This is a genomic window from Halorhabdus rudnickae (genome assembly GCF_900880625.1).
Lineage (GTDB): Archaea > Halobacteriota > Halobacteria > Halobacteriales > Haloarculaceae > Halorhabdus > Halorhabdus rudnickae.
In genome coordinates this window covers 1,081,249-1,100,398 of the sequence record NZ_CAAHFB010000001.1, presented here as the reverse complement: position 1 = coordinate 1,100,398, position 19,150 = coordinate 1,081,249, and the positions used below count along the sequence as shown (strand labels likewise).

Sequence of the window (19,150 nt, the reverse complement as noted above, 5' to 3'; positions counted from 1 at the left end):
GTCGTCTGGGGAGTCACTCGTCCCGATCGGCGATCGTCAGAATCGCCTCGCGCAGCGCCGCGACGCCGATCCCGATCGACGCCTCGTCAATGTCGAACGTCGCGGTGTGATGGCCGCCCGGGTGGTCCGTCCCGATGCCGACGAACGTCGCCTCGCCGCCCCGCTGCTGGACGCGACGCATGAGATACGTCGCGTCCTCGCTTCCCCCGAGTTCTGCCCTCCGGAGTCGGGAGTCGACGCCCGAGATCCCGCTGGTGACCTCGTAGATCAGTTCCCGGAGTGATGGATCCGGGTCTGCGCTGGGGGCTTGGCCCGTCCTCTCGATGGCTACCTCGCAGTCGTGCATCTCCGCGGCTGATTCGATGACCGTCTCGGCTCGGTCACGCATATACTCCATCAGGCGTGTCGTCTCCCCGCGGACTTCACCGTCGATATACGCTGATTCCGGGATGACGTTCGAGGCCGAACCACCACCGACATTCCCGGCGTTGACTCGCGTCATTCCCTCGCCGTGGCGCGGGATTGCGTAGAGGTTCTGGACGGCCGTCGCCATCGCTTGGACGGCGTTTCGACCGCGATCGGGGTGCCCACCAGCGTGGGCGGACTCGCCCTCGAATTCCGCCCGAAGGTTCGAGACAGCCAGGATTCCTTCGACTCCGGCGACGACTTCCCCGGTGGGATGCCCGAGTCCGAGGTGGATCGCCATCAGGGTGTCGACGTCATCGAGGTGCCCGCTTTCGGCGATCGCCCGCCCGCCGCCGATCACCTCCTCGGCAGGTTGAAAGATTACTTTCAGTGTCCCCTCGAAGTCGCTGTCAGCGATCGCTTCGAGGACGCCGACACCGATGGTCGCGTGACCGTCGTGGCCACAGGCGTGCATCGCGTCGTCGTACTCAGCACGGAACTCCTCGGCGACTGGGTGATGGTCCGGGTCGGTAGACTCGGTCCGTGGGAGGGCGTCGATGTCCACCCGGAGGGCGACGGTTGGTCCCTCTCCGCGCCGCAGGACCGCAATTGCGCCTGTCTGACCCCCTTCGAGCCGGTCGAGAGTCTGCTCGTCGACACCGGCCTCGCTGGCGCGCTCTCGCCACCGGCCGAGTTCGTCCGCGTCGGGGACGCCGGCCCGGGCATCGCTCGCGAGGGCGTCTGGGCCGACGAAGACGTCGTCGACGCCGATTCGGTCGAGTTCCTCGAGGATCCGGGCGGTCGTATAGAACTCCCGCCAGGCCGGCTCCGGATGGCGGTGCAGGTCTCGTCGCAACGAGATGAGGTGCTCCGGCGTTTCGGTCATGTCTCCCCGGAACAGTCGGGGCTATGTAAAACCGCTCGTGGTGGGATTGCAAAACCAGGGCCGACGGCTCCGTCAGCGACCAGCGCCACGACGCTGTTCGACGGACGCCTCGAGGTGGACGCGGTCGGGGAACTCCCACTCGGTCACGTCACGGGCGAACTCGTCGTGGCCGACGATCTCGATCGTGCGGGTGAAGACAGTGTGTCGCCAGGGATCGAACTGGTTCCCATCTGCGCTCAACCCCCGAGACTGGGGGATGGTGATGTCCTCGGGGGACTGGGGATGGGGGCCCTTTAGTTCGACACCCTTGCGGGCGGCCGTTTCCTTGATCTCGGTCACCACGTCCTCCAGCAGGTGGCGATCCCCACTCTCGACCGTCAACGTCGTCACGAACGGCATACCGTCAGGTGATGGACGGTCGACGCCCAAAAAGCCACCCTTTCGATCGTCTTAGTCCTTGCCGACCGACAACGGTGCCGATCGCGGAGTGGTCGCTTCGCGTCGCTCGGTTCCGCGCTCCGATATGCTCTTAAGGTCTCCCGGTCTAGCCGTCAGTAATGATTGAGGCCACGAGCGCGGGAGCCATCCTCTTTCGCGATACGCGTGGCCAGCGAGAGTACCTGCTGCTCAAGAGCCGACCGGGGGACTGGGAGTTCCCCAAGGGGGGCGTCGAGGGCGAGGAGGAACTCCAGCAAACTGCCATCCGCGAAGTGAAAGAGGAGGCCGGAATCAGCGATTTCCGGCTCATCGACGGCTTCCGTGAGGAGTACGACTACGTGTTCGAGGCGAACGGTGAGACCATCCACAAGACCGTCCACCTGTTCATCGCGAAGTCCTTCGAGGCCAGTGCCGAACTCTCGAAGGAACACCACGACCACCAGTGGCGTGACTACGAACAGGCGAAAAACACCATCACCCAGGACGGACCCCGCGAAATCTTCGAGGAGGCCCACGACTTCATCGACGAGAAAGACGTCTGAACTGTGCCGCGGCGGGAGCGTCACTGATCGGTGTCACGAGACGATAGCAACGGCTTTCGAACAGGTTTGACCGCCGAGACGATGGCACCGAAGAAGACGGCGCCGTCAAAACCACTGCCACGCTTTGCTCTCGTTGAGTGGGCCCCTACCACTGCAATCGAGCAGGGTCCAGACTGTCAGTATGCCCGTCTCGAGTGGGACGGCGAGCTGGCCACCGAATCGGCGCCTGGGGCTCGACGATTATTGGTCCTCGACTGAGGGCTGGTCCCTTTCAGTAGCACTTGAATCCCGGAACAGTGACACGACGAGGTATAGCGGGCCGCCGATAACCGTCCCGTACGTGACTATCACAAGCGGGGTGAACAGCACTCCCCGCCCTGAGCTCAGGTTCGATTGCGTACTCACGAGAACGCCAGCCACCAAGATCGCAACGACGACGAGCCACCGCTTGATCGAGCGTAGCTCTCTGTGGAGGGGAATTCGATCTGTCGGGGACATGTGGGGGGTGTGACTGGCACACTACAAAACAGCGACGGTACGGTTTTGTCTACTCGGTCCATTGCACGCGTGTGGCGATCGACGCGGAATTCGACTTCGAGTTGCGGATCTGTCAGTGGGCCGAGCGCGTCTGGCCGCCCGGCCGCGACCGCCAGCGGCCGGTGATCGTCGCCCGCCAGTTCGGCACCAAACGCCGTCGGTGGGACACGATCGTCATCGAATGCGACCCTGACGGCCTCCGACAGCGGGCCGAGTTCGGCGAGCAAGCGATCGATTCCGATCTGCTGGACGTACTCCCACACGCACCCGCCGAATGGGCGTTCTATCGCGACGTACTCCCCGATCCCGGCTATCCCTGGCGGTACGTCCGTGAGGCGATCCATCGGGCCACAGACCGGGGTATTCTGGAGACGCGCAAGTACGAGGGTCGGATCGAGATCCGCCGAAAATACGCCTATCCGGACTGGGTCGAGCGGATCGTCGCTATCGAGAACAAGCCCGATCTCGATGCCAGTGCTGCCAGGCGCCTCGCTCCCCAGATCGAACGGGACGTCGCGATGGGGCTGGCCGACGAGGTGTGGGTGGCGACGGCCGCGACCGGCGAGCGGGTCGAACCTGCGTTGCTCGAAAACCTGCCTGTCGAGGCCGGCATTCTCGTTGTCGATCCCCGGGCCGGTGATGCTGAGGTGGCCTGGCATCCCCGGACATTGGATCCAACGACGCCCGGTACGCGTATTCTCGAACGGCCGGTCGGGGGCGATCACGACGCTTCGGCGGCTCGCTTCGAGTACGCCGATCCCGAATGGAAAGGCCACAAGCGCCTGGAGATCGCCGAGCGGGCATACGCACGGGGCTGGCGAAAGTACGTCGACACGATGCGTTCGGACTGCCGGTACTTCGACACCCGGTGGACGACAACCGGCCCGGTGCCGTACTGTCGGGCGAAAGAGTGCCAGCAGACGAGCTCGGAGTGCCGTGGCTCCTGTTCGCAGTTCGAGCCCGAACCGCCGGCCTGGCGGTCGAAAGGGTGGCCGCTCTCAGGCGGCCCTGGAAAAGATATCGAACGCGTTCTCGACCGGCGCCGACGGCGTCACCGGCCCGGACTGGAGTGACTCTCGCGGCGGCCCGGGACCTCACTCTTCGAGGACAGACACGTCGAGTTCGTCGCGTTCGACTGCCAGCCTGAACGTCGGGACTGTCGTCCGAACGCGTTCGAGCAACCCTTTGTCGGTCAAGTTTCCGAGCGCGCTTCGGACCGCATCGACGTCAGGATCGTGTCCGTCCTGCCGGAGGTCCTGCAGGACGCTAACCACGCTCTGAGGATTTCCTTCGGGTCCGGCGATGACTTCTAGGACGGCCGCCTGGAGTTCAGGGACGTGGACGACTCCGTCGCCGGCAGCCCCCTCGATCAACCCCTCGTCTTCGACCAGCTGGGCGGCTTCCGGCGTCGCACAGATCAGGCTGTCCTCGTTGCGGTAGTAGTATTCCCCGAGTTCGGACTCCAGATACGTGTGGACCTCGCTGCCGTTTTCCATCCCCCATCGGTCCTGTAACTCGGCGTTCTTCGTCGGCTGCAGGGCGACGACGTCCGCCAGCCGCTCGAGGGCGTCCTCGGAGAGCGTCATCGACGGTGATTCGGCAGGGCGGTATTACAGCCTTCTGTCTTCGGTCGACGGCACCTTACAGTTCCGAGAGGGTCTGGGCCACGTCGTCCCAGTGGCTCCCTTTCCAGAAGTACTGCCCGCAGTCCTCGCACTGCCAGATGTCTGCTTCGTCCGGATCGGGGGCATACGCTGGCGTCGATCCGGCAACTGGGGTCGCTTCCAAGTGGCCGTTGCAACGGCCACAGCGGGTCGGCGTCCCGGCCGGCGTCAGATCCACTCCCGCGTCGACGAGTTCTCGTAACTGCTCGTGAACGTCACGCGACTCGAGGAGGGCGCTGTCTGGCGCGCTCGCGGCGAGCGATCGGTCGCGTGTGACCACCGTCCGACTCTCCGCCTGCGCGATCGCGATAAGTCGATCGTCCGCTTCGATGCCACGGTCCAGCGCGTAGGCCGCGTCGTAGCCACACATCCGCAGGTACGTCGCAAGCTTACCAAGCATGGCGTCGAGAAGGAATCGCTCGGATCTCATGGCTCGTCACATCGCTACGTGATCCGTCATCAAAAGCGACTCTTCCATCTGTCACACCTGATGTCCGTGCTCGTCGCCGGTACTGCTTTGATGGCGGCTGATAAAAAGTAATTAATTTTACCATTAGTGTCAAATATACTTATACTTGCTATTATATCGTCAAGGGATCTTCAAGATGGTTCTTGCCGAGTTGCCATCAGTTTGACCCGGTTGAAACGACTCATTTGGCCTTGTTTAGACGCGTAGTTTTCATGGTGTTGCGTGGCTGAGGCTGAGTTCGATGTTTCTGACAGCGCATTTCAGGACGAGTTCGCGGAACTGTCCGAACCACGTTTGAGCTCGAACGATCTTGCCGTATTTGCGGCGAAGGGCGAAAACGTGGACTCGGCGTTCGAGCGTTGATGGTAGATCGAATCATCTTGCAGAAGATCATTGGCGATGCCGTGCCAGCCGAATTCGCGGGGCTTGACCGCCGGTTTGACGCCTTCAGACCGTGGTCTTTGGCGAAGTGGCCACCAGTCGTGGCCTTTGTCGGCGGTGAGAATGTTCAGCCTGTCGAGATTGCGTTTGACCGTTTGCCAGCCGATCTTCGAATCGTGCAGTTGTTTCATCGAGCAATGTATATCTAGAGTTTGCCAGTTTTGCAACCATTGAGAAGCGTCGTTTTCACCGCCTCGAACGTGTGATTCGTGCGTTTGGCGTAGTGTTGACTGGTGGCTGAGCCATGCCGGTTGCGTCGATAGCTTGCACATCGCCAAGATCGTGCAACTCCGCCGACAGCCGTAGCAAGACGCGCCAGATCCGCATTTCGAGATCTTGCTTGGGCGTAACACAGTCGTGAAATCGGACAGATCAGCCACCGCTAGGTCGAGAGGTTGGCGACAATTCCATGTATCTCGTGAAGTACTGATACGGACCAGTTTTGATCGGTCCTGACGACGGCAAGTGGCCCAACAGCCACACAGATTCCTGACCAAGCAAGGAGGATCATCTGTTGTCGCCCTCGATCTCACCGGGCGTACAGTCGACGCTGGTCGTTCTTCGGAGTCGTTCTCGTTGGCCCCGACGCAGGCGAGTACGTCTCCCTCGAAGACGACAGTGTACTCGTCCACGAGGACGACCGCTGATCTCGACCACGGTCGAGAGTCGTCCACAGTGACCGGCGGACCAACGACCGAAGCGGTGGGTTCGAGTCGCCATCCGTCGTCGTATCCCAGGGGCTACTCGTGAAGGGGAGGCACCGCATCGATGTACCGCTGGAGTTCCGTCTCGGAGCGTGTGACGACATCGGAGTGGGATCGCTTGATCGTCCGCACCGCTTCGGCAATCGATGCCTTCACGTCAATATATTCGTCGTCACAGTCGAGGCGGGACTGGAGGACATCGGCGGCTGGGGCGGCAAGTTCGGCGTGGGAAGCGCCGACCCGCCCGAGGGCTTCAGCAGTCTCTTCCCGCAGTTCAGCGTCGACATCACCGAGGTCGGCCTGCAACTCCTCGAACCAGTGTGGGTCTATGTTGGGATCCGACGCGCCGATCTTCCCGAGGGATTCGAGGGCTGCCACTCGAACGCCGCGATCCTCGTCGTCCACGAGTGGCCACAGGCTATCACTGACCGTCGTCGGTAGTTCCGTGTCGGCTGCTGCAATCGTTCCGAGTGCTTCGGCTGCCGCCTCGCGCACGTACCGTTGTCTGTCCTCGACAAGCGTCTGAAGATCGTCTCGGATGAGCGCGGCAACCTCGGAGTCGTCGGCCCCGATCTTCCCAAGTGCGATTGCGGCGGCGCTCCGATTGTGGAGCGAGCCGTCGTCGAGAAACTCCCGAAGGTCCTCAACGGCTGGCCGAACTGTGGCTGAACGGCTGGCACCGATCTCGCCGAGTGCTTCGGCGGCGTCACACGAGAGTGCCTCGTCGTTGAGGCAGGTCCGGAGGTCTTCAATGGCAGGGTCGAGTGCCTCGGGATGGGCGGCACCGATTCGCTTGTACGCATCGATGATCCCAGACATATCGACCTCGTCGTCGGAATATCTCTCATCCACCGCCGCGAGGATTGGGTCTGTGGTGTCCGCGGTACTGTCGAAGCGGTCGTCCAACGCCGTAACGACGCGCGGTGCGACCGCAGGGTCCGCTGCTGCAATCTTCCCGAGTTCCGTCACGGCGGCGTTGCGCACGGACTCGTTATTGTCGTCTACCAGCGTCACCAGGTCGTCGACGCTTGGTCGGACAGCAGCAGGCCGGACGGTCGCGATGTCGCCAAGGGCTTTCACGGCACCTGCTCGGAGACGGTGATCGTCGCTTTCGAGGTGTGGGGTGATACGGTCCAGTTCGGGAACGACCGCATCGGGATGTGCGGCACCGATCCGCCCGACAGTGTTGAGTATCTCCCCACGGGGCAGGTTGCGAAACCGATCTCCCGTCTCCGTTTCAACACGTCTCAGCAGCTCTTCGACGACGACCGAGAGTTGGTCAGGATAGGCGATAGCGACGTTTGCGAGTGCGACCGCAGTGCCGATCTGCTGTGGTCCCGCCTGCTCGGTAAGCCGGTCTCGCAGGCCCTCGACGACGGGATCGACGATATCGGGACAGACGAGCGCGATCTGGACGAGTGGCGCTGACAACGGACTTTCCTCGACCGTCTCGTCTTCGGTCAGTGCGAGCAGGTCGTGTCTGGCAGGCGCGATCGCCATCGGGTAGTCGTATGAGATCGTCGCCAACAGAGTGATTGCATAGCCACACAGCGACTCGTCCTCGAGGCAGTCGATGATCTCGTCGATGTGCGGGCGCAACAGCACGGACTTGGTCTCGGCGAGTGTCTCGAGCGCTGTCACAGAGGGTTCTCGCACGTGCTCGTCTTCGGTGTCGAGGTTTTCCACGAGCCACTCGACAGTTGTATCGAGCGCGTCCAGGTCATTCTGTGCGACCCACATGAGCATGTCGCGGGCCTCCTCCCGTGTCCGTCTGGTCTCGTGGACGACGTACGGTTGGAGGGCCTCTGCGACGCGTCGAGTGCAGTTGGGGTGGGCCCCGATCTTCCAGAGGGCTTCCTGGGCGTCCGAACGTCCGTGGTGGCCGTCGATGAGCGCACACAGGGCCTCGATCTCGTCGTCCGTCGCCGTGGCGGGATCGACTGTTTCTCGGAGCTCCTTGGCTCGTTGCGCTTCGTCGTCGGGGTCGTCTGAGGTATCGTTCGTCATGTTGTATTCCGAAATCGGGTTGGGTATCTACGTACCGGGGCTGTCGTCTGCTGTCGGTCGGGGAGTCCTTTCGTTACAGCATCGAACTCACCGATCCTCCTGTCTCGGTGGGTTCTCACCGGAGCCACCGGTATCACGGTCAGTTGTCGAATCCGGCCTGTCGGCGGGGTCGTCAGGCTCGTCGACACCCTCTGCATCGAAAATGGCGCTGGAGATGTCGCCGTTGTCTGTGGCCTGGAGTCCCTGATCGAGGCGCGTAATGTAGTCCGCGCGTTCCCGAACGTTGGCCGACAACAGCGTGTCCCGTGCCTTCGAGAACGTTCGCTCGTGGGCCCCATCGGCGCGGAGCAGATCAGCATCGATAGCCTCCTGAACGGACTCGTTCACGGCGTCGATACACGCTTCGATCCGTGTCAAGGGGCCGTGGTTCTCTGCACCCTCGACGATCACATCGGCGTAGAGGCCTTCCAGGAACGCTTCCGGGTCGTTCACGTACGGCCCCCTCGTGAACTCACGGAGCTCCGAATCGAGTCGTCGGTGCCACTCGTCGGCATCGTCCTGCACTGCTTCGAACAGGGCTCGAACGTACACGTCGGCGACGAATTCCTCCGGACGGTCCGGCGCTTCCCGCGTGGCGGTCGATTCGATTTTGTCGCTCACGATCTCGAACCACTCGTCGGTCACCCGGGTGTCGGTGTGGGTTCGACCGACCGTCGCGAGCGCCTCGGCGAAGATCCGCTCGAAGATGTCGGCTCGGTCGAGATCGATCCAGTCGAGGGAGAACCCATCGTCGAGAACCGACAGCACCTCGATCACACAGAAGCGGACCTCCTCGGACTCGACACCGGCGGCGTGTCCGAGTGCGCCACCGAACACCGAGGCCACGTACACGACTGGATGTGGTGGATTGTCCGGCGCGGTCGCAGCCGTTTCGATCTGGGACAGCACCGCCTCGACAAGTCGCTCGTGCGTGCGTTCGCCGACGTCAGACCGAGTCAGCACTGCAGTCAGAATCTCTGCGTCGACTGCCGCGAACGCGTCGAACCAGGCTGTCTTGTCGGGCTCGTCGATGGACTCGCGACTGGTCCGTAGCGACTGGACGAGCACCGTAACCCACTCCTGGGTACGACTCGATGCGCCATCAGCCGCCCAGCGAGCAGCTGCGCCGCCGTAGACGTCTGCGAGGAACTGAACCGGGTCCTCGATCGATTCGGCCGAACTCGCCCGTGCTTCGATGCAGTCCGTGATGCCAGTGTACCACGTGTGCTCTTCGCGTGGCGTCACACTGGGGTCAGCTTCGGCCAAATCGCCAAACATGTTCCACTCGTCCCAGTGGCCCCACTCGCCCGCCCCATCCATCCCGTTCATCTCGACGCTGTCGTCCGAACCGGCCGAGTCGGGTTCGAATCCCTGAACGGCTGTCGAAAGGGCGCGGCGATACACGGCTGTCAGATGCTGGGTCCGTTCCTGGGTGGACTCCGTGGCGGCACCACCCCGTGTCACTGACTCGTCGTAGAGGGCCATCCAGTCCTCGAAGCCCAGGGAGTCGTCGAACGGGATCGATTCTACGCCATATGGGTACTGACTGACCTGGTCCGGGTATTGCTGTTCGACGTTACCAACGGCCGCGAGGGCCGTGGCGTGCAGCACTGCCCGGAGTTCCTGTTCAGCCTCGAAGTGGCCGGCGTCTGCGATGGCGTCGACGAGGCGGTGACACCTCGCAAACAACTGCTCGGCGCGGTCGAGGTCGCCCGTCTGGACGACGGTTCGAACCGCACCCCCGTAGGCGTCCGTCACGAACGCCTCGGGAGCCACGTCGCGTCTCGACACTGCCGCTGTGTTTGCCATGCTGAGCCCGACGGCATCGAGCCAGGGACCGATCCGGTCGTCCGAACACTCGTGTTCGAACACCCACTGGCCGACAGCGGTGACGTAGAACGCTTCGAGCATCGCTGGTCCGGCGTCCTGTTCGGTAATGATAGTGACCGCGTCGCTGGCACGAGACTGGATATCGGCCACCCAGGCAGCCATCGCCTCGGGCGAACAGTCGACGGCCGCGACGGCCCCAAGCATGGACCCAAAGCTCTTGGCGAGTACGACCGTCGTAAAATGATCGCTGGGGCTCGAGGCGTACTGGCGAACGAGTGAGACGATCGTCGAGAGACCGCCGTTCGCTGCCGCTGGATTCTCCGCCCGTCGGACGATCCGGCCGACGGCCTTCCCGTAGACGAAGTGGAGCGGAAACCGCCACCCGTCGTCCGCGACCATCGCGTGAAGCGTTTCGTCGACACACCCGATTGCGCCGTGGTTTACCACCGATCCGTCCGGCGGCTGTGCGAGCCTCGCCAGCGCACCCGAGAACGCGGTGGCAAACGGCTCTAAATTCCCGCCGATGCTCTCCTCGTGGGGGTTCGATACCTCGTTCGTGACCTCTAACACACCGAGTGCGACCGCGTGGACCCACTCGTCCGTTCTCGGATTAGCCAACGCAACGGCTGTGATTGCGGTCTCGTAGACTTCGCCCCGGTACTGGAGTGCCCCCTCCGTATCGGAGCGCCGATTCCGACCCACGTCCGCCACGAGATCGTCGACGAACGAGAGCCACTGCTGTGCTGCGTCCGGCCCGTGTGTCCTCGAGACGATGTCGACGACCTCGGCGAGAACACGCCCCACGAACGCCCCACCGAGTGCGTGATCCGGAACACCCGCAATGGCTGCTAGGGTGCTCTGGTCGGCGACCGACTCGACGTCGAGGTTCCGACGAGATGGGAACTGTACCGTGTTCCAGCCGATCGCATCCAGTAGCTCCTGCGCAACGGCTGCCGGGTCACGCTCAGTATCGACGCTCGGATCCGCGACCGAGAACTCGACGCGGTCGGTCCAGGCTGGAAGCTCATCACAGCCAACCCGTTCAGCGACCTCGTCGAGGCGCTCGCGGTTGGTGTCGTCACAGATGAGCAGTGCGCCGGCACAACTTCCGTCCCCGACCCACTCGGGGAGTGCTCGGACGCCCTCGTCGCCGAGTATCTTCGCTGGTTGGGCTCCGTACGTCGCGACGACGACCGTGTTCGGTGTCGCTTCGATCCCCGTCCGAATCTGGTCGGGGTTTCTCAGATCGGGGAGCTTGACGGTCGTTCCCCAGTCTTCGAGTTCCGAAGCGAGTGTAGCAGCGACCTGTCGTTTTCCGCTCGATTTCGGGCCACCGAGGACGACCAGTCCGCCATCGAGCGCATCGAGGAGGTCGTCGCCATCGCAGCCGTCCTCTCCGTCGACGAACGACCGCCAGTCTAGCCCCTCTTCGTCGGTCTCGTCTGCTTCCTGAATCGTGCCCGGGAGCTCACGCTCGGCAGCAGCCTCATGCAGTGTCTCCGGCCCGTCCCAGTGCCAGGCATCGACGAGTGGCGAGGACCCATACGCTTCAGGGTCCGTGGAGACGGTTTCGAGCGACCGCCTCTCCGACTGGAGCGCATCCACTGCGTCGTCGAGTGCCTCACGAGACACGTCGAGGATCGGTTCCTCGTCGTCGGCCGCGAGACGCTCGCGAATCCGTGCTCGCATCGACTCCCCGGCGAAGACCTGGAGATGGTCGACTGTTCCAGGCGGGAGATCCAGGGCACGTTCCAGTGCCTCAGCAGTCGGTGCAAGTGTCCGATTTCGAGCGATGGAATCGAGCCAGTCCCCGTCCTCGGCGATTCCAACCGCGACGAGCGCGACCGCAGCCAGAGCCGCTGGTGACCGCTTGTTCGGGATTCGGCTGGGGAGACCCCCTCTCGGAAGGAGTCGTGTGATGGCATCCGCGAACTCGCTATCGAAGGGACCGCTCGTGATCTCACACCCCTCGAACACTCGTCTGACGTCCCCAGGCAAGAGTACTGCCGACGTGTCGTGTTTCGAGAGGGGGAGAAACGCTTCCGGCGTGACTGTCCCGTCGTACCATCCCAAGTGCTCTTGCAGCTCCGGGGTGGTGAAGTAGTAGGGTGGATACCTGGCTCGTTCCAGGACGGCGGCTCGCTCGTCGTCATCCAACCCGTGCGTTCCACCTGAGAGACGCTGTCGAACCTCGTCGATTGCTGTCCCGGCAGCAGTCGGCGGCGTTCGAACCACCACCACCCTATCGACAGTCTCGATGAACCCCCCTGACACTCCCGGATCACTCCGGCAGAGCCAGTCGAAACTCCGGGGGTGGGTGACGAGTACTGCGCCACCCGATCTGGAAAACAGCGATTTCTGCCCGTACTCGTAACTGTAGGTCGAGAGGGGCTCGTCGTCGAGGGCGAACGCTGCTGAGACGAAGTCCTCGACGATTAGGAGTTCCCCGTCGTCAGCAACGTCCGTCTCGGGCAGTCGCTCGACGGACTGCCCCAGTGGCCGTAACTGCTGTGACATTCCGATACCGGGTGCACCGAGAACGAGGGTCACCTCGCCCAGCTCGATGGTGGCTGCCAGTTCGTCAGGTCTGACTTCTTGGATCGTGGTATCCATGAGTGTACTGCAACCGACTCTGTTGACGACTCGTCTGAGAGAACGACAACAGTAGGTGGATATGCCCCTTTCGTCATGAAGTTAATATAACAGTTGCTATCTGGCAGTAGTTACCCACTGATCGCCGATCTGACTCCAGCTCTTGATCCGGCGGCCGCGTCGATTCGCACGTCTGGTGGACCCAGGCCTGTGTTTGCGGTGCTCCGTTACTCCAACCGATGGAGTTGGGTTTTATTTCATTCGAAACAGGTCCATCAAATTGCTTATTGTCAGCCGGGTCAGACATCGGGTAATGAACGGCAACGAGCCACCCACTGAAGCCGCCACTGGCCCGCCTCTGGCCCACACTGATATCGTCGAGGCGCTTCTCGCCGCACTCGATTCCGATGCCGCCCCATCCCGGCACGAGGACCGACAGTCACACGTCGACAACCTTCTCCCGCGACTGGCGGACGCCGCTGACGACGAGAGTCAGTCACAGATCGCCGAAACTCTCTTTGCAGCCATCGTCGATGGGGTCGAAACCGGACAGTTCGAACAGCGTTCGGTTCCCCTCGACCGTTTCGAGTCCATCGTTGCGCACAATCCAAGCGCTGACACACTTCGACAGCTGCTGGCCCGGACACTGGTTCGGGTAATCGAGGACGACGGGGAATCGGGACGGGTCGTGTCCATGACGACCCATCTCGACCGCCTCGATACGCTCGCCGCCAAGTACCCCGACGACGAGGAGATACAACACCAACTCGCCAGTGCACTTGCCAGTGCCGTCTATTCCTGGGGTGAGAACGGGCGATTCGACGACGTGCAGCGGTCACTCGACCGGCTGGAAGCCCACGCTCGTGCGTATCCGGGCCACATGGGCGTTCAGTCTCAGTTCGCAACAGGCCTGTTCAATGCCGTGTATCACGCGGCAGACGCCGACCGGCTCGACATGACGCAGACACACCTCGACCGCCTCGATACCCTCGCGACGAAGTACTCGACCGCCGAGGAGATACAACTACAACTCGCCAACGGACTGTACAACGCTGCAGGGGCGGAGGGCAAAGCCGAAGTATTCGAACGACTCGACGCCCGCATCGACCGACTTGAACAGCTGTGTGACGCCACCCCAACTGAAGCGATTCACGTCCGCTATGCGAAGGGACTCTACAACGCAGCGACGTACACTGCGACCGCTGGGCGGTTCGAAGCGGCGCAATCCCGTCTCGACGATCTCGATTCGGTCCACTCTACGTATCCTGACAACGAAGCGATCCAAACCCGCCTCGGCAAAGCCCTCTATCACACCTGCTACTTCCGGGGCGAAGCCGGTCGGCTCGACGAACAGCGAGCGGATCTCGACCAGCTTGCGGAACTCGCCGTCGAGAATCCGGACACCGATACACTCCAGCGCAATCTCGCTAAGGCCCTGGCCAGTTGTGCCACACACGCAGGAAGTCATGAACAGTTCGAGGTACTCGACCGCTTTCTCGACCAGTTGGACACGCTGGCTGACGACAACCTCAACGACGAGGAGATACAGTCGCGATTCAGTCTCGCACTGTTCAACGCCGTGACCGACGCGGGGCAAGCGGGTCGGTTCGAGCACCAGCGAGAGCTTCTCGACCGGTTGGAAACTCTCGCTGGGAACCACCCCGGCATCGAGGAGGTCCACGTTAGACTCGCGAAGGCGAGCCTGAACGCGACGAAGGAGCAAGGTGATGCTGGGCTGCTCGTCGGTCTCCACGTCCATCTCGACCGCCTCGAAGCACTCGTCGCCGACTTCCCTGACAACGCGGACATCCGAAACGCGTTCGCCACCTCGCTGTACAACGTCGTCACGTTCATGGGTGAGGCCGACCGGATAGACGACCTCACGACAGTCCTGTCGCGTCTCGAATCCGTTACCGAGGCCTCGACCGAGTTCGTGGCGGTGCAACGCCAGTTCGCTGACACCCTCCGTGCGGTAGTCTATCATATGATGTCGGCAGGCCGATTCGAGGACGGACAGGACTATCTCGACCGTCTCCACCGTCTCGCCAGTAGCCATTGTGACGATACTGAAATCCAGTGCTATTACGCAAGCGCGCTGCAGACGGCTCTCTCCCACGAGGGTGACGCCGGTCGAGTCGACGTACTTCCAACTCGGCTCGACCAGCTTGAAACCATTGCAGCGGCCCATCCCGAGAGCGAGCGGATCCAGCGTACGTTCGCGTCGGGGCTGCAGACTGCAATCCTTACCCAGCGGGAGGCAGGTCGATTCGAGCACGAACGGGAGTATTTCGACCGTCTCGAAACACTCGCACGCGACCATCCGACCGACGAGGAGATACAGGTCGTCCTCGCGGACGTGCTCGCGAACGGTGGTTCGCTCGACCGACTCGAATCACACGCAGCGGCATATCCCGACGTCGCCGACGTTCAGGCCGCCTTTGCAACGGCGCTCTGGAACGCCACGTTCCACGCGGCCGACGCCGGACGGACCGATGCTGTGGACACACATCTCGACCGTCTCGAAACGCTGGCGACGGCGTATCCGGATATCGAGACGGTACAGGAGCGCCTCTCGAACGCAGTCTTCACTGTCGCGCGATACCAGGCCGAGGACAGTCGGTTCGATGCGTTCGAGCGGTCGGTCGACCGTCTCGAAACACTGGCTGCCGACAATCCTGCCGCCGATTCGATCCAGTCCGATTTCGCGCAGGTCCTGTTCAACGCGGTTTTCGCGTCGAGTGGTGCCTGGCAGTTCGAAGACGCGGCGGACTACCTCGACCGACTCAAAGCCCATGTCGAAGACCATCCAGAGACCGAGGAGCTACAGTCAGAATTCGGTGCTGCGATCTGTAAACTCATGGAACGCGAGGCGGCTGCCGGTCGAATCGAGGACTTTCAGACACACCTCGACAGCCTCCAGACCCTCGCACGGGACCGTCCCGATAGCCAGACAATCCAGCGGCGACTCGCCTGGGCACTGGATCATGCTATCGAAAATCAGGTGGGGACACTTGCCGACCGCCAGTCGACTCTCGAACGGCTCGAACTGCTCGCCCACGAGTACCCCGACGACGAGGAGGTACAGTCACAACTAACCAGTGCACTCCAGTTCGCCCCCTTCGCCGATCACGACCGATTCGACGGTCCCTCGTCCATCTAAACCGAACCCCACTGTCGAAGGAAACCGCCGTTTCGACGGCAGAACCAGCCGAGAGGGACCGTTCGACTACGATCTCTGTGAGTATACGCGTCGCTATCGGTTACAACGGCATGTTCGCCTTCGACGCCCGTGTGCGCGGTCACCCCGGAATGTCCGCACGAGTCAGTCCCTCGGAGCGGGAGCCACAGATCAGTATCCTGTATCCCCAGCACAATTCGTCGTCGTGTCAGAACGCGAATTCACCGGCAAGCTCGACACTGACCGTGTGAAAGTCCATTCTGTCGGTAAAATCTGCCCCGGACACCTTGTCTTCGTCTGCCTGTCGCCACGTCGAGGGCTGAGTCACAGTCTTCGGGCATCGACGCTTCCAGCATCAATGCGACTGATTCGCCCATCCAGCCGGCGTCGGTCTCGTACACGTCGGCCCCCCGATCCAACTCGAGGGTCCCGAACCGGTCGTCGTCGAAGATATCTGAATCTAGACACTCGTCGGGTATTCTCTGTAGCGCCGGGTCGGTCCCTGCGGGATCGACCACCGCTTCGAGCAGGGCCTGTGATGACTCACTGCGGTCGCCCTTGAGGAGACGTACGCTGATCGACACGACCAACTCCGCCCCGATCCGTGTCTGAAACCGCTTTTCTCCTCGTCGGGGAGCTGCAGTTTGACGGTGAGGTGATCGATCCGGATCCTGGGCTTTCATCGAACCTGAGACGTTCATCAGCAAGACGACATCCATCGGTTGTACCTCTGCTTGGTCGGCGGTGTTCAGATACGGATTGAAGAGTGAGGAATGTTGTCTTCAAAGTGAGATACGCCCGAAAAAACACGCCTCAGCGGTAGTATCGACCAGATCGACGTCGTGTTTGTGGAGCGAGAGGCGACACCGCGATTGCTGATGAAACTCAGTATTCAGCTGCAGCTTGCTCGACTATCGCTTTCGAAAACTGTTACGATTCTTGGGGTATTCGGTGTCGAACGCGCTCGTTCAACCGTCCACAACGGGGTTCATAAAGCAGATCTACAGCACGAAACTGGACAGAGCCCGGATCAGATTGCGGTTGACGAAACCGTGATCCGACTTGACGGTGAGCAGTATTGGCTGTACACCACTGTTGATCCCAAAACAAACGAATTGCTACATACAAAGTTTGAAACGACCACAAATTCGGCTCTTGCTCACGCATTTTTCACGAGATCCGCGAGAAACACGACGTTGACGATGCTATGTTTCTCATCGACGGATCGCACTCGTTGAAAGATGTTTGCCACCGACACGGCCTCGATTTCAGAGACGAACGCGCTGGAAATCGGAACAGCGTCGAACATGTCTTTTGTGAAGTAAAACGCAGAACCTCTTCGTTCTCAAACTGTTTCGGTCACGCCGAACCGGAAACTGCCGAAACAGCCGACAATTGGCTCAGATCGTTCGCATTCGCATAGAACCAGCTTCTCTGAACACTGCCGGTAAAAATACCTCGTATGTATTTTGTATATCGGGTTTTATACTGATTCTACTGTCTGTTCTAAATATTTAGACGGGATCTATTTATCATGTAGTTTTAGTTTAGTTATTTTTACTGTTCGATCGGTCTGCGACGGTGCGTCCGAATCGGACAGCTGGTCGAGGTGAGTGGCCACGGTTCGCATATTGGCCCGAATGGCCGGGTCTGAGTGTGTGCCGTCGCAGTCGACTCGCCGAGGGGCCACCCAACGCCGAAACGCCCAGTGGCAATTTCTCGTCTCTGCGTTTAGCTGGTCAACGTGTTCTCCAGAGACTTCGACGCGCTGACGACCAGACTCGCATCCGCCTCGAGATCTCCTTCTAGTAGTTTCTCCGGGCCGCTGGTGACCGCGATCGCACCACGGGGGTACCCGGCGGAGTCGACGATGGGCGCGGCGATCGCCTCGACATCTGGGAGAAATTCTCCGTGATCCCGGGCCAGCCGTTGTTCGCGAACGTCTTCGAGAGCCCTGGTGATCGTCTTCGGATCGGTGAGCGTCGCGTCCGTGTGAGCGGGCAGGTCGCCGTCGAGGATCGCCTCGCGTTCGTCTTCAGGGAGGTACGCCAGGATGGCTTTTCCGGCGGCGGTGGCGTACATCGGCAGCGAGTCACCCTCCGCGACAGGCTGGACGGCGTTCCCGGTCGGAGCCTGACTGTACATGACGGCCGCGGTCGGCCGTTCGTAGATGACCAGGACGACGGTATGCCCGATCGATGCCGCCAGGTCATCGACGACTGATCTGGCCCCTTCGGGGCACAACCGGTCTTGGACGTCAGTCCCGATCGTCCAGTACCGTAACCCGGGCCGATAGGTGGTCCCGTCCTCGACGAGATACCCTCGATCTGTCAACGTCCGCACGTGCTTGTAGATGCCCCCTTTCGACCGGTCGAGTCGGCGGGCGATTTCACTGACTCCGGCTCCTCCGAGGTCTACGACCACTTCGAGGACATCGAGGCTCGTATGAACCGCCTCGACGCTCGGGCCATCTGATCGGTGCATGCCCGGGATATGGCGACCTACCGGTAAATAACGTTCGCCAGAAGCGAACGGTGGTCATCGTCATCGAACTCCGGTCTGGGTACCGGCGGGTTCCCGTCGAGACTCAAAAGAGGGGTGGCGTGCTTTTTCGAGATCCGACGAGCGCACCCAACTGTCAATCGGTTCACTCACGTTCCTCGTCCAGTGAATCTCCCCGATTACAGTCACAGCCACCGGCATCGAGGAGATCTTGCACGGCGTAGGAACGGCCACAGGCCTCGCAGGTGATCCGAACTGAGACGCTCACGTCGGGTTCGGTTACTTCGACGACATCGGCGTTTTTGAGGCGCTGGACCGTCTCGCTGACGACGCTCTCCGAGCGTGAGCGGGCCCACTCGACGGTATTGATCGCTCCCTCGGGAGTGATCGAGGCTTCGCGGGCGGTGTCCACTGAGAGACAGTCGTTGAGGTGGGTCCTGATCGTGGCGTGAGAGATCCAGTCATCCGTGACTGCGTCCACGTCGACGCCTGCCTGTTCGAGCCGCGTCACTAGCCGAGCCTGTTCGGCGGCCGCAGTCCCTTCCTCGTCGCGTAACACTTCGTATAGCGCGCCGATCCCTCTGTCGCTGCTAACGAGCGCAGGGACCGCCTCGCCTGCCTGTTCGATAGCCGTCCGGAGGATTCGCTCGTTGACAAACGTCTCTAAGTCCCGTAAGCTTGCCTCGGCCGTGTATCGGCGACGAAGCTCCTCGTCTAATCCTCCCAAAGTGTATCGGTCGGCGACCCGTCCAACTTTGCACGAGCATCCGTCACTCTCGGACGGCCGTGTGTCGCTCCCGTTCTGTTCGCTATCGACCATCTGTCAGTACTGGGTTAGATGCCCTGGCACATGACGCTACCGGCCCATTTCGTCGACTATCGGATGCGTACTTTTTTATAACTGACCGTGTGAATT

At 61.7% G+C, this 19,150-nt stretch carries 12 protein-coding genes and 2 pseudogenes; 4 read left to right on the top strand and 10 right to left on the bottom strand.

From position 1 onward, the window contains the following. Nucleotides 1–13: 13 nt before the first annotated feature. Entirely contained in the window at nt 14–1,291 is a 1,278-nt protein-coding gene (locus BN2694_RS05425) for an amidohydrolase (protein WP_135663356.1), read from the bottom strand. A 72-nt stretch (nt 1,292–1,363) separates the two neighbouring features. Further along, nucleotides 1,364–1,690 carry an uS10/mL48 family ribosomal protein gene (locus tag BN2694_RS05420; protein ID WP_135663354.1) on the bottom strand — a complete coding sequence of 109 codons (327 nt, stop codon included), beginning with the start codon at nt 1,688–1,690 and terminating at the stop codon, nt 1,364–1,366. A gap of 158 nt (nt 1,691–1,848) precedes the next feature. On the opposite strand from BN2694_RS05420, the gene BN2694_RS05415 reads away from it, so the two are divergent. Both BN2694_RS05415 and BN2694_RS05410 read left to right on the top strand, forming a co-directional pair. Continuing rightward, a complete protein-coding gene (locus tag BN2694_RS05415; protein ID WP_135663352.1) occupies nt 1,849–2,271 on the top strand; it encodes a bis(5'-nucleosyl)-tetraphosphatase in 423 nt (140 codons plus the stop codon). Between the two features lie 569 nt (nt 2,272–2,840). Further along, complete coding sequence (locus BN2694_RS05410) at nt 2,841–3,881, top strand: DUF5787 family protein (protein ID WP_135663350.1); 1,041 nt, start codon at nt 2,841–2,843, stop codon at nt 3,879–3,881. Nucleotides 3,882–3,902: 21 nt separating this feature from the next. Here BN2694_RS05410 and BN2694_RS05405 read toward each other — a convergent pair whose 3' ends face one another. From BN2694_RS05405 to BN2694_RS05380, 5 genes and pseudogenes are all read right to left on the bottom strand, one after another. Beyond that, nucleotides 3,903–4,394 (bottom strand): DUF5797 family protein, encoded by a 492-nt coding sequence (locus tag BN2694_RS05405; RefSeq protein WP_135663348.1) that lies wholly within the window; start codon nt 4,392–4,394, stop codon nt 3,903–3,905. Nucleotides 4,395–4,449: 55 nt separating this feature from the next. Continuing rightward, the gene (locus BN2694_RS05400; protein ID WP_135663346.1) at nt 4,450–4,902 is read right to left on the bottom strand and encodes a Mut7-C RNAse domain-containing protein; all 453 of its coding nucleotides are present in this window, start codon (nt 4,900–4,902) and stop codon (nt 4,450–4,452) included. Nucleotides 4,903–5,151: 249 nt separating this feature from the next. Then, nucleotides 5,152–5,815: pseudogene (locus BN2694_RS05395) on the bottom strand (transposase); the annotation flags it as partial. Nucleotides 5,816–6,122: 307 nt separating this feature from the next. Next, a complete protein-coding gene (locus BN2694_RS05385; RefSeq protein ID WP_135663342.1) occupies nt 6,123–8,093 on the bottom strand; it encodes a HEAT repeat domain-containing protein in 1,971 nt (656 codons plus the stop codon). 87 nt (nt 8,094–8,180) lie between these two features. After that, a complete protein-coding gene (locus BN2694_RS05380; protein WP_135663340.1) occupies nt 8,181–12,575 on the bottom strand; it encodes a hypothetical protein in 4,395 nt (1,464 codons plus the stop codon). A gap of 292 nt (nt 12,576–12,867) precedes the next feature. Here BN2694_RS05380 and BN2694_RS05375 point away from each other — a divergent pair, with 292 nt between their 5' ends. Continuing rightward, on the top strand, nt 12,868–15,714 hold the full coding sequence (locus BN2694_RS05375; RefSeq protein ID WP_210408915.1) for a hypothetical protein: 2,847 nt from the start codon (nt 12,868–12,870) through the stop codon (nt 15,712–15,714). Between the two features lie 239 nt (nt 15,715–15,953). On the opposite strand, the gene BN2694_RS05370 is transcribed toward BN2694_RS05375, so the two are convergent. Continuing rightward, nucleotides 15,954–16,316, bottom strand: coding sequence for a hypothetical protein (locus BN2694_RS05370; RefSeq protein WP_135663338.1), 363 nt, complete (start codon nt 16,314–16,316; stop codon nt 15,954–15,956). A 240-nt stretch (nt 16,317–16,556) separates the two neighbouring features. On the opposite strand from BN2694_RS05370, the pseudogene BN2694_RS05365 reads away from it, so the two are divergent. Continuing rightward, a pseudogene (locus BN2694_RS05365) lies at nt 16,557–17,155 on the top strand (IS6 family transposase). 308 nt (nt 17,156–17,463) lie between these two features. Here the strand turns inward: BN2694_RS05365 and BN2694_RS05360 are convergent. Beyond that, complete coding sequence (locus tag BN2694_RS05360) at nt 17,464–18,216, bottom strand: IclR family transcriptional regulator (protein WP_135663336.1); 753 nt, start codon at nt 18,214–18,216, stop codon at nt 17,464–17,466. A 163-nt stretch (nt 18,217–18,379) separates the two neighbouring features. Continuing rightward, nucleotides 18,380–19,054 carry a rod-determining factor RdfA gene (rdfA, locus tag BN2694_RS05355; RefSeq protein ID WP_135663334.1) on the bottom strand — a complete coding sequence of 225 codons (675 nt, stop codon included), beginning with the start codon at nt 19,052–19,054 and terminating at the stop codon, nt 18,380–18,382. Between the last annotated feature and the right edge of the window lie 96 nt (nt 19,055–19,150).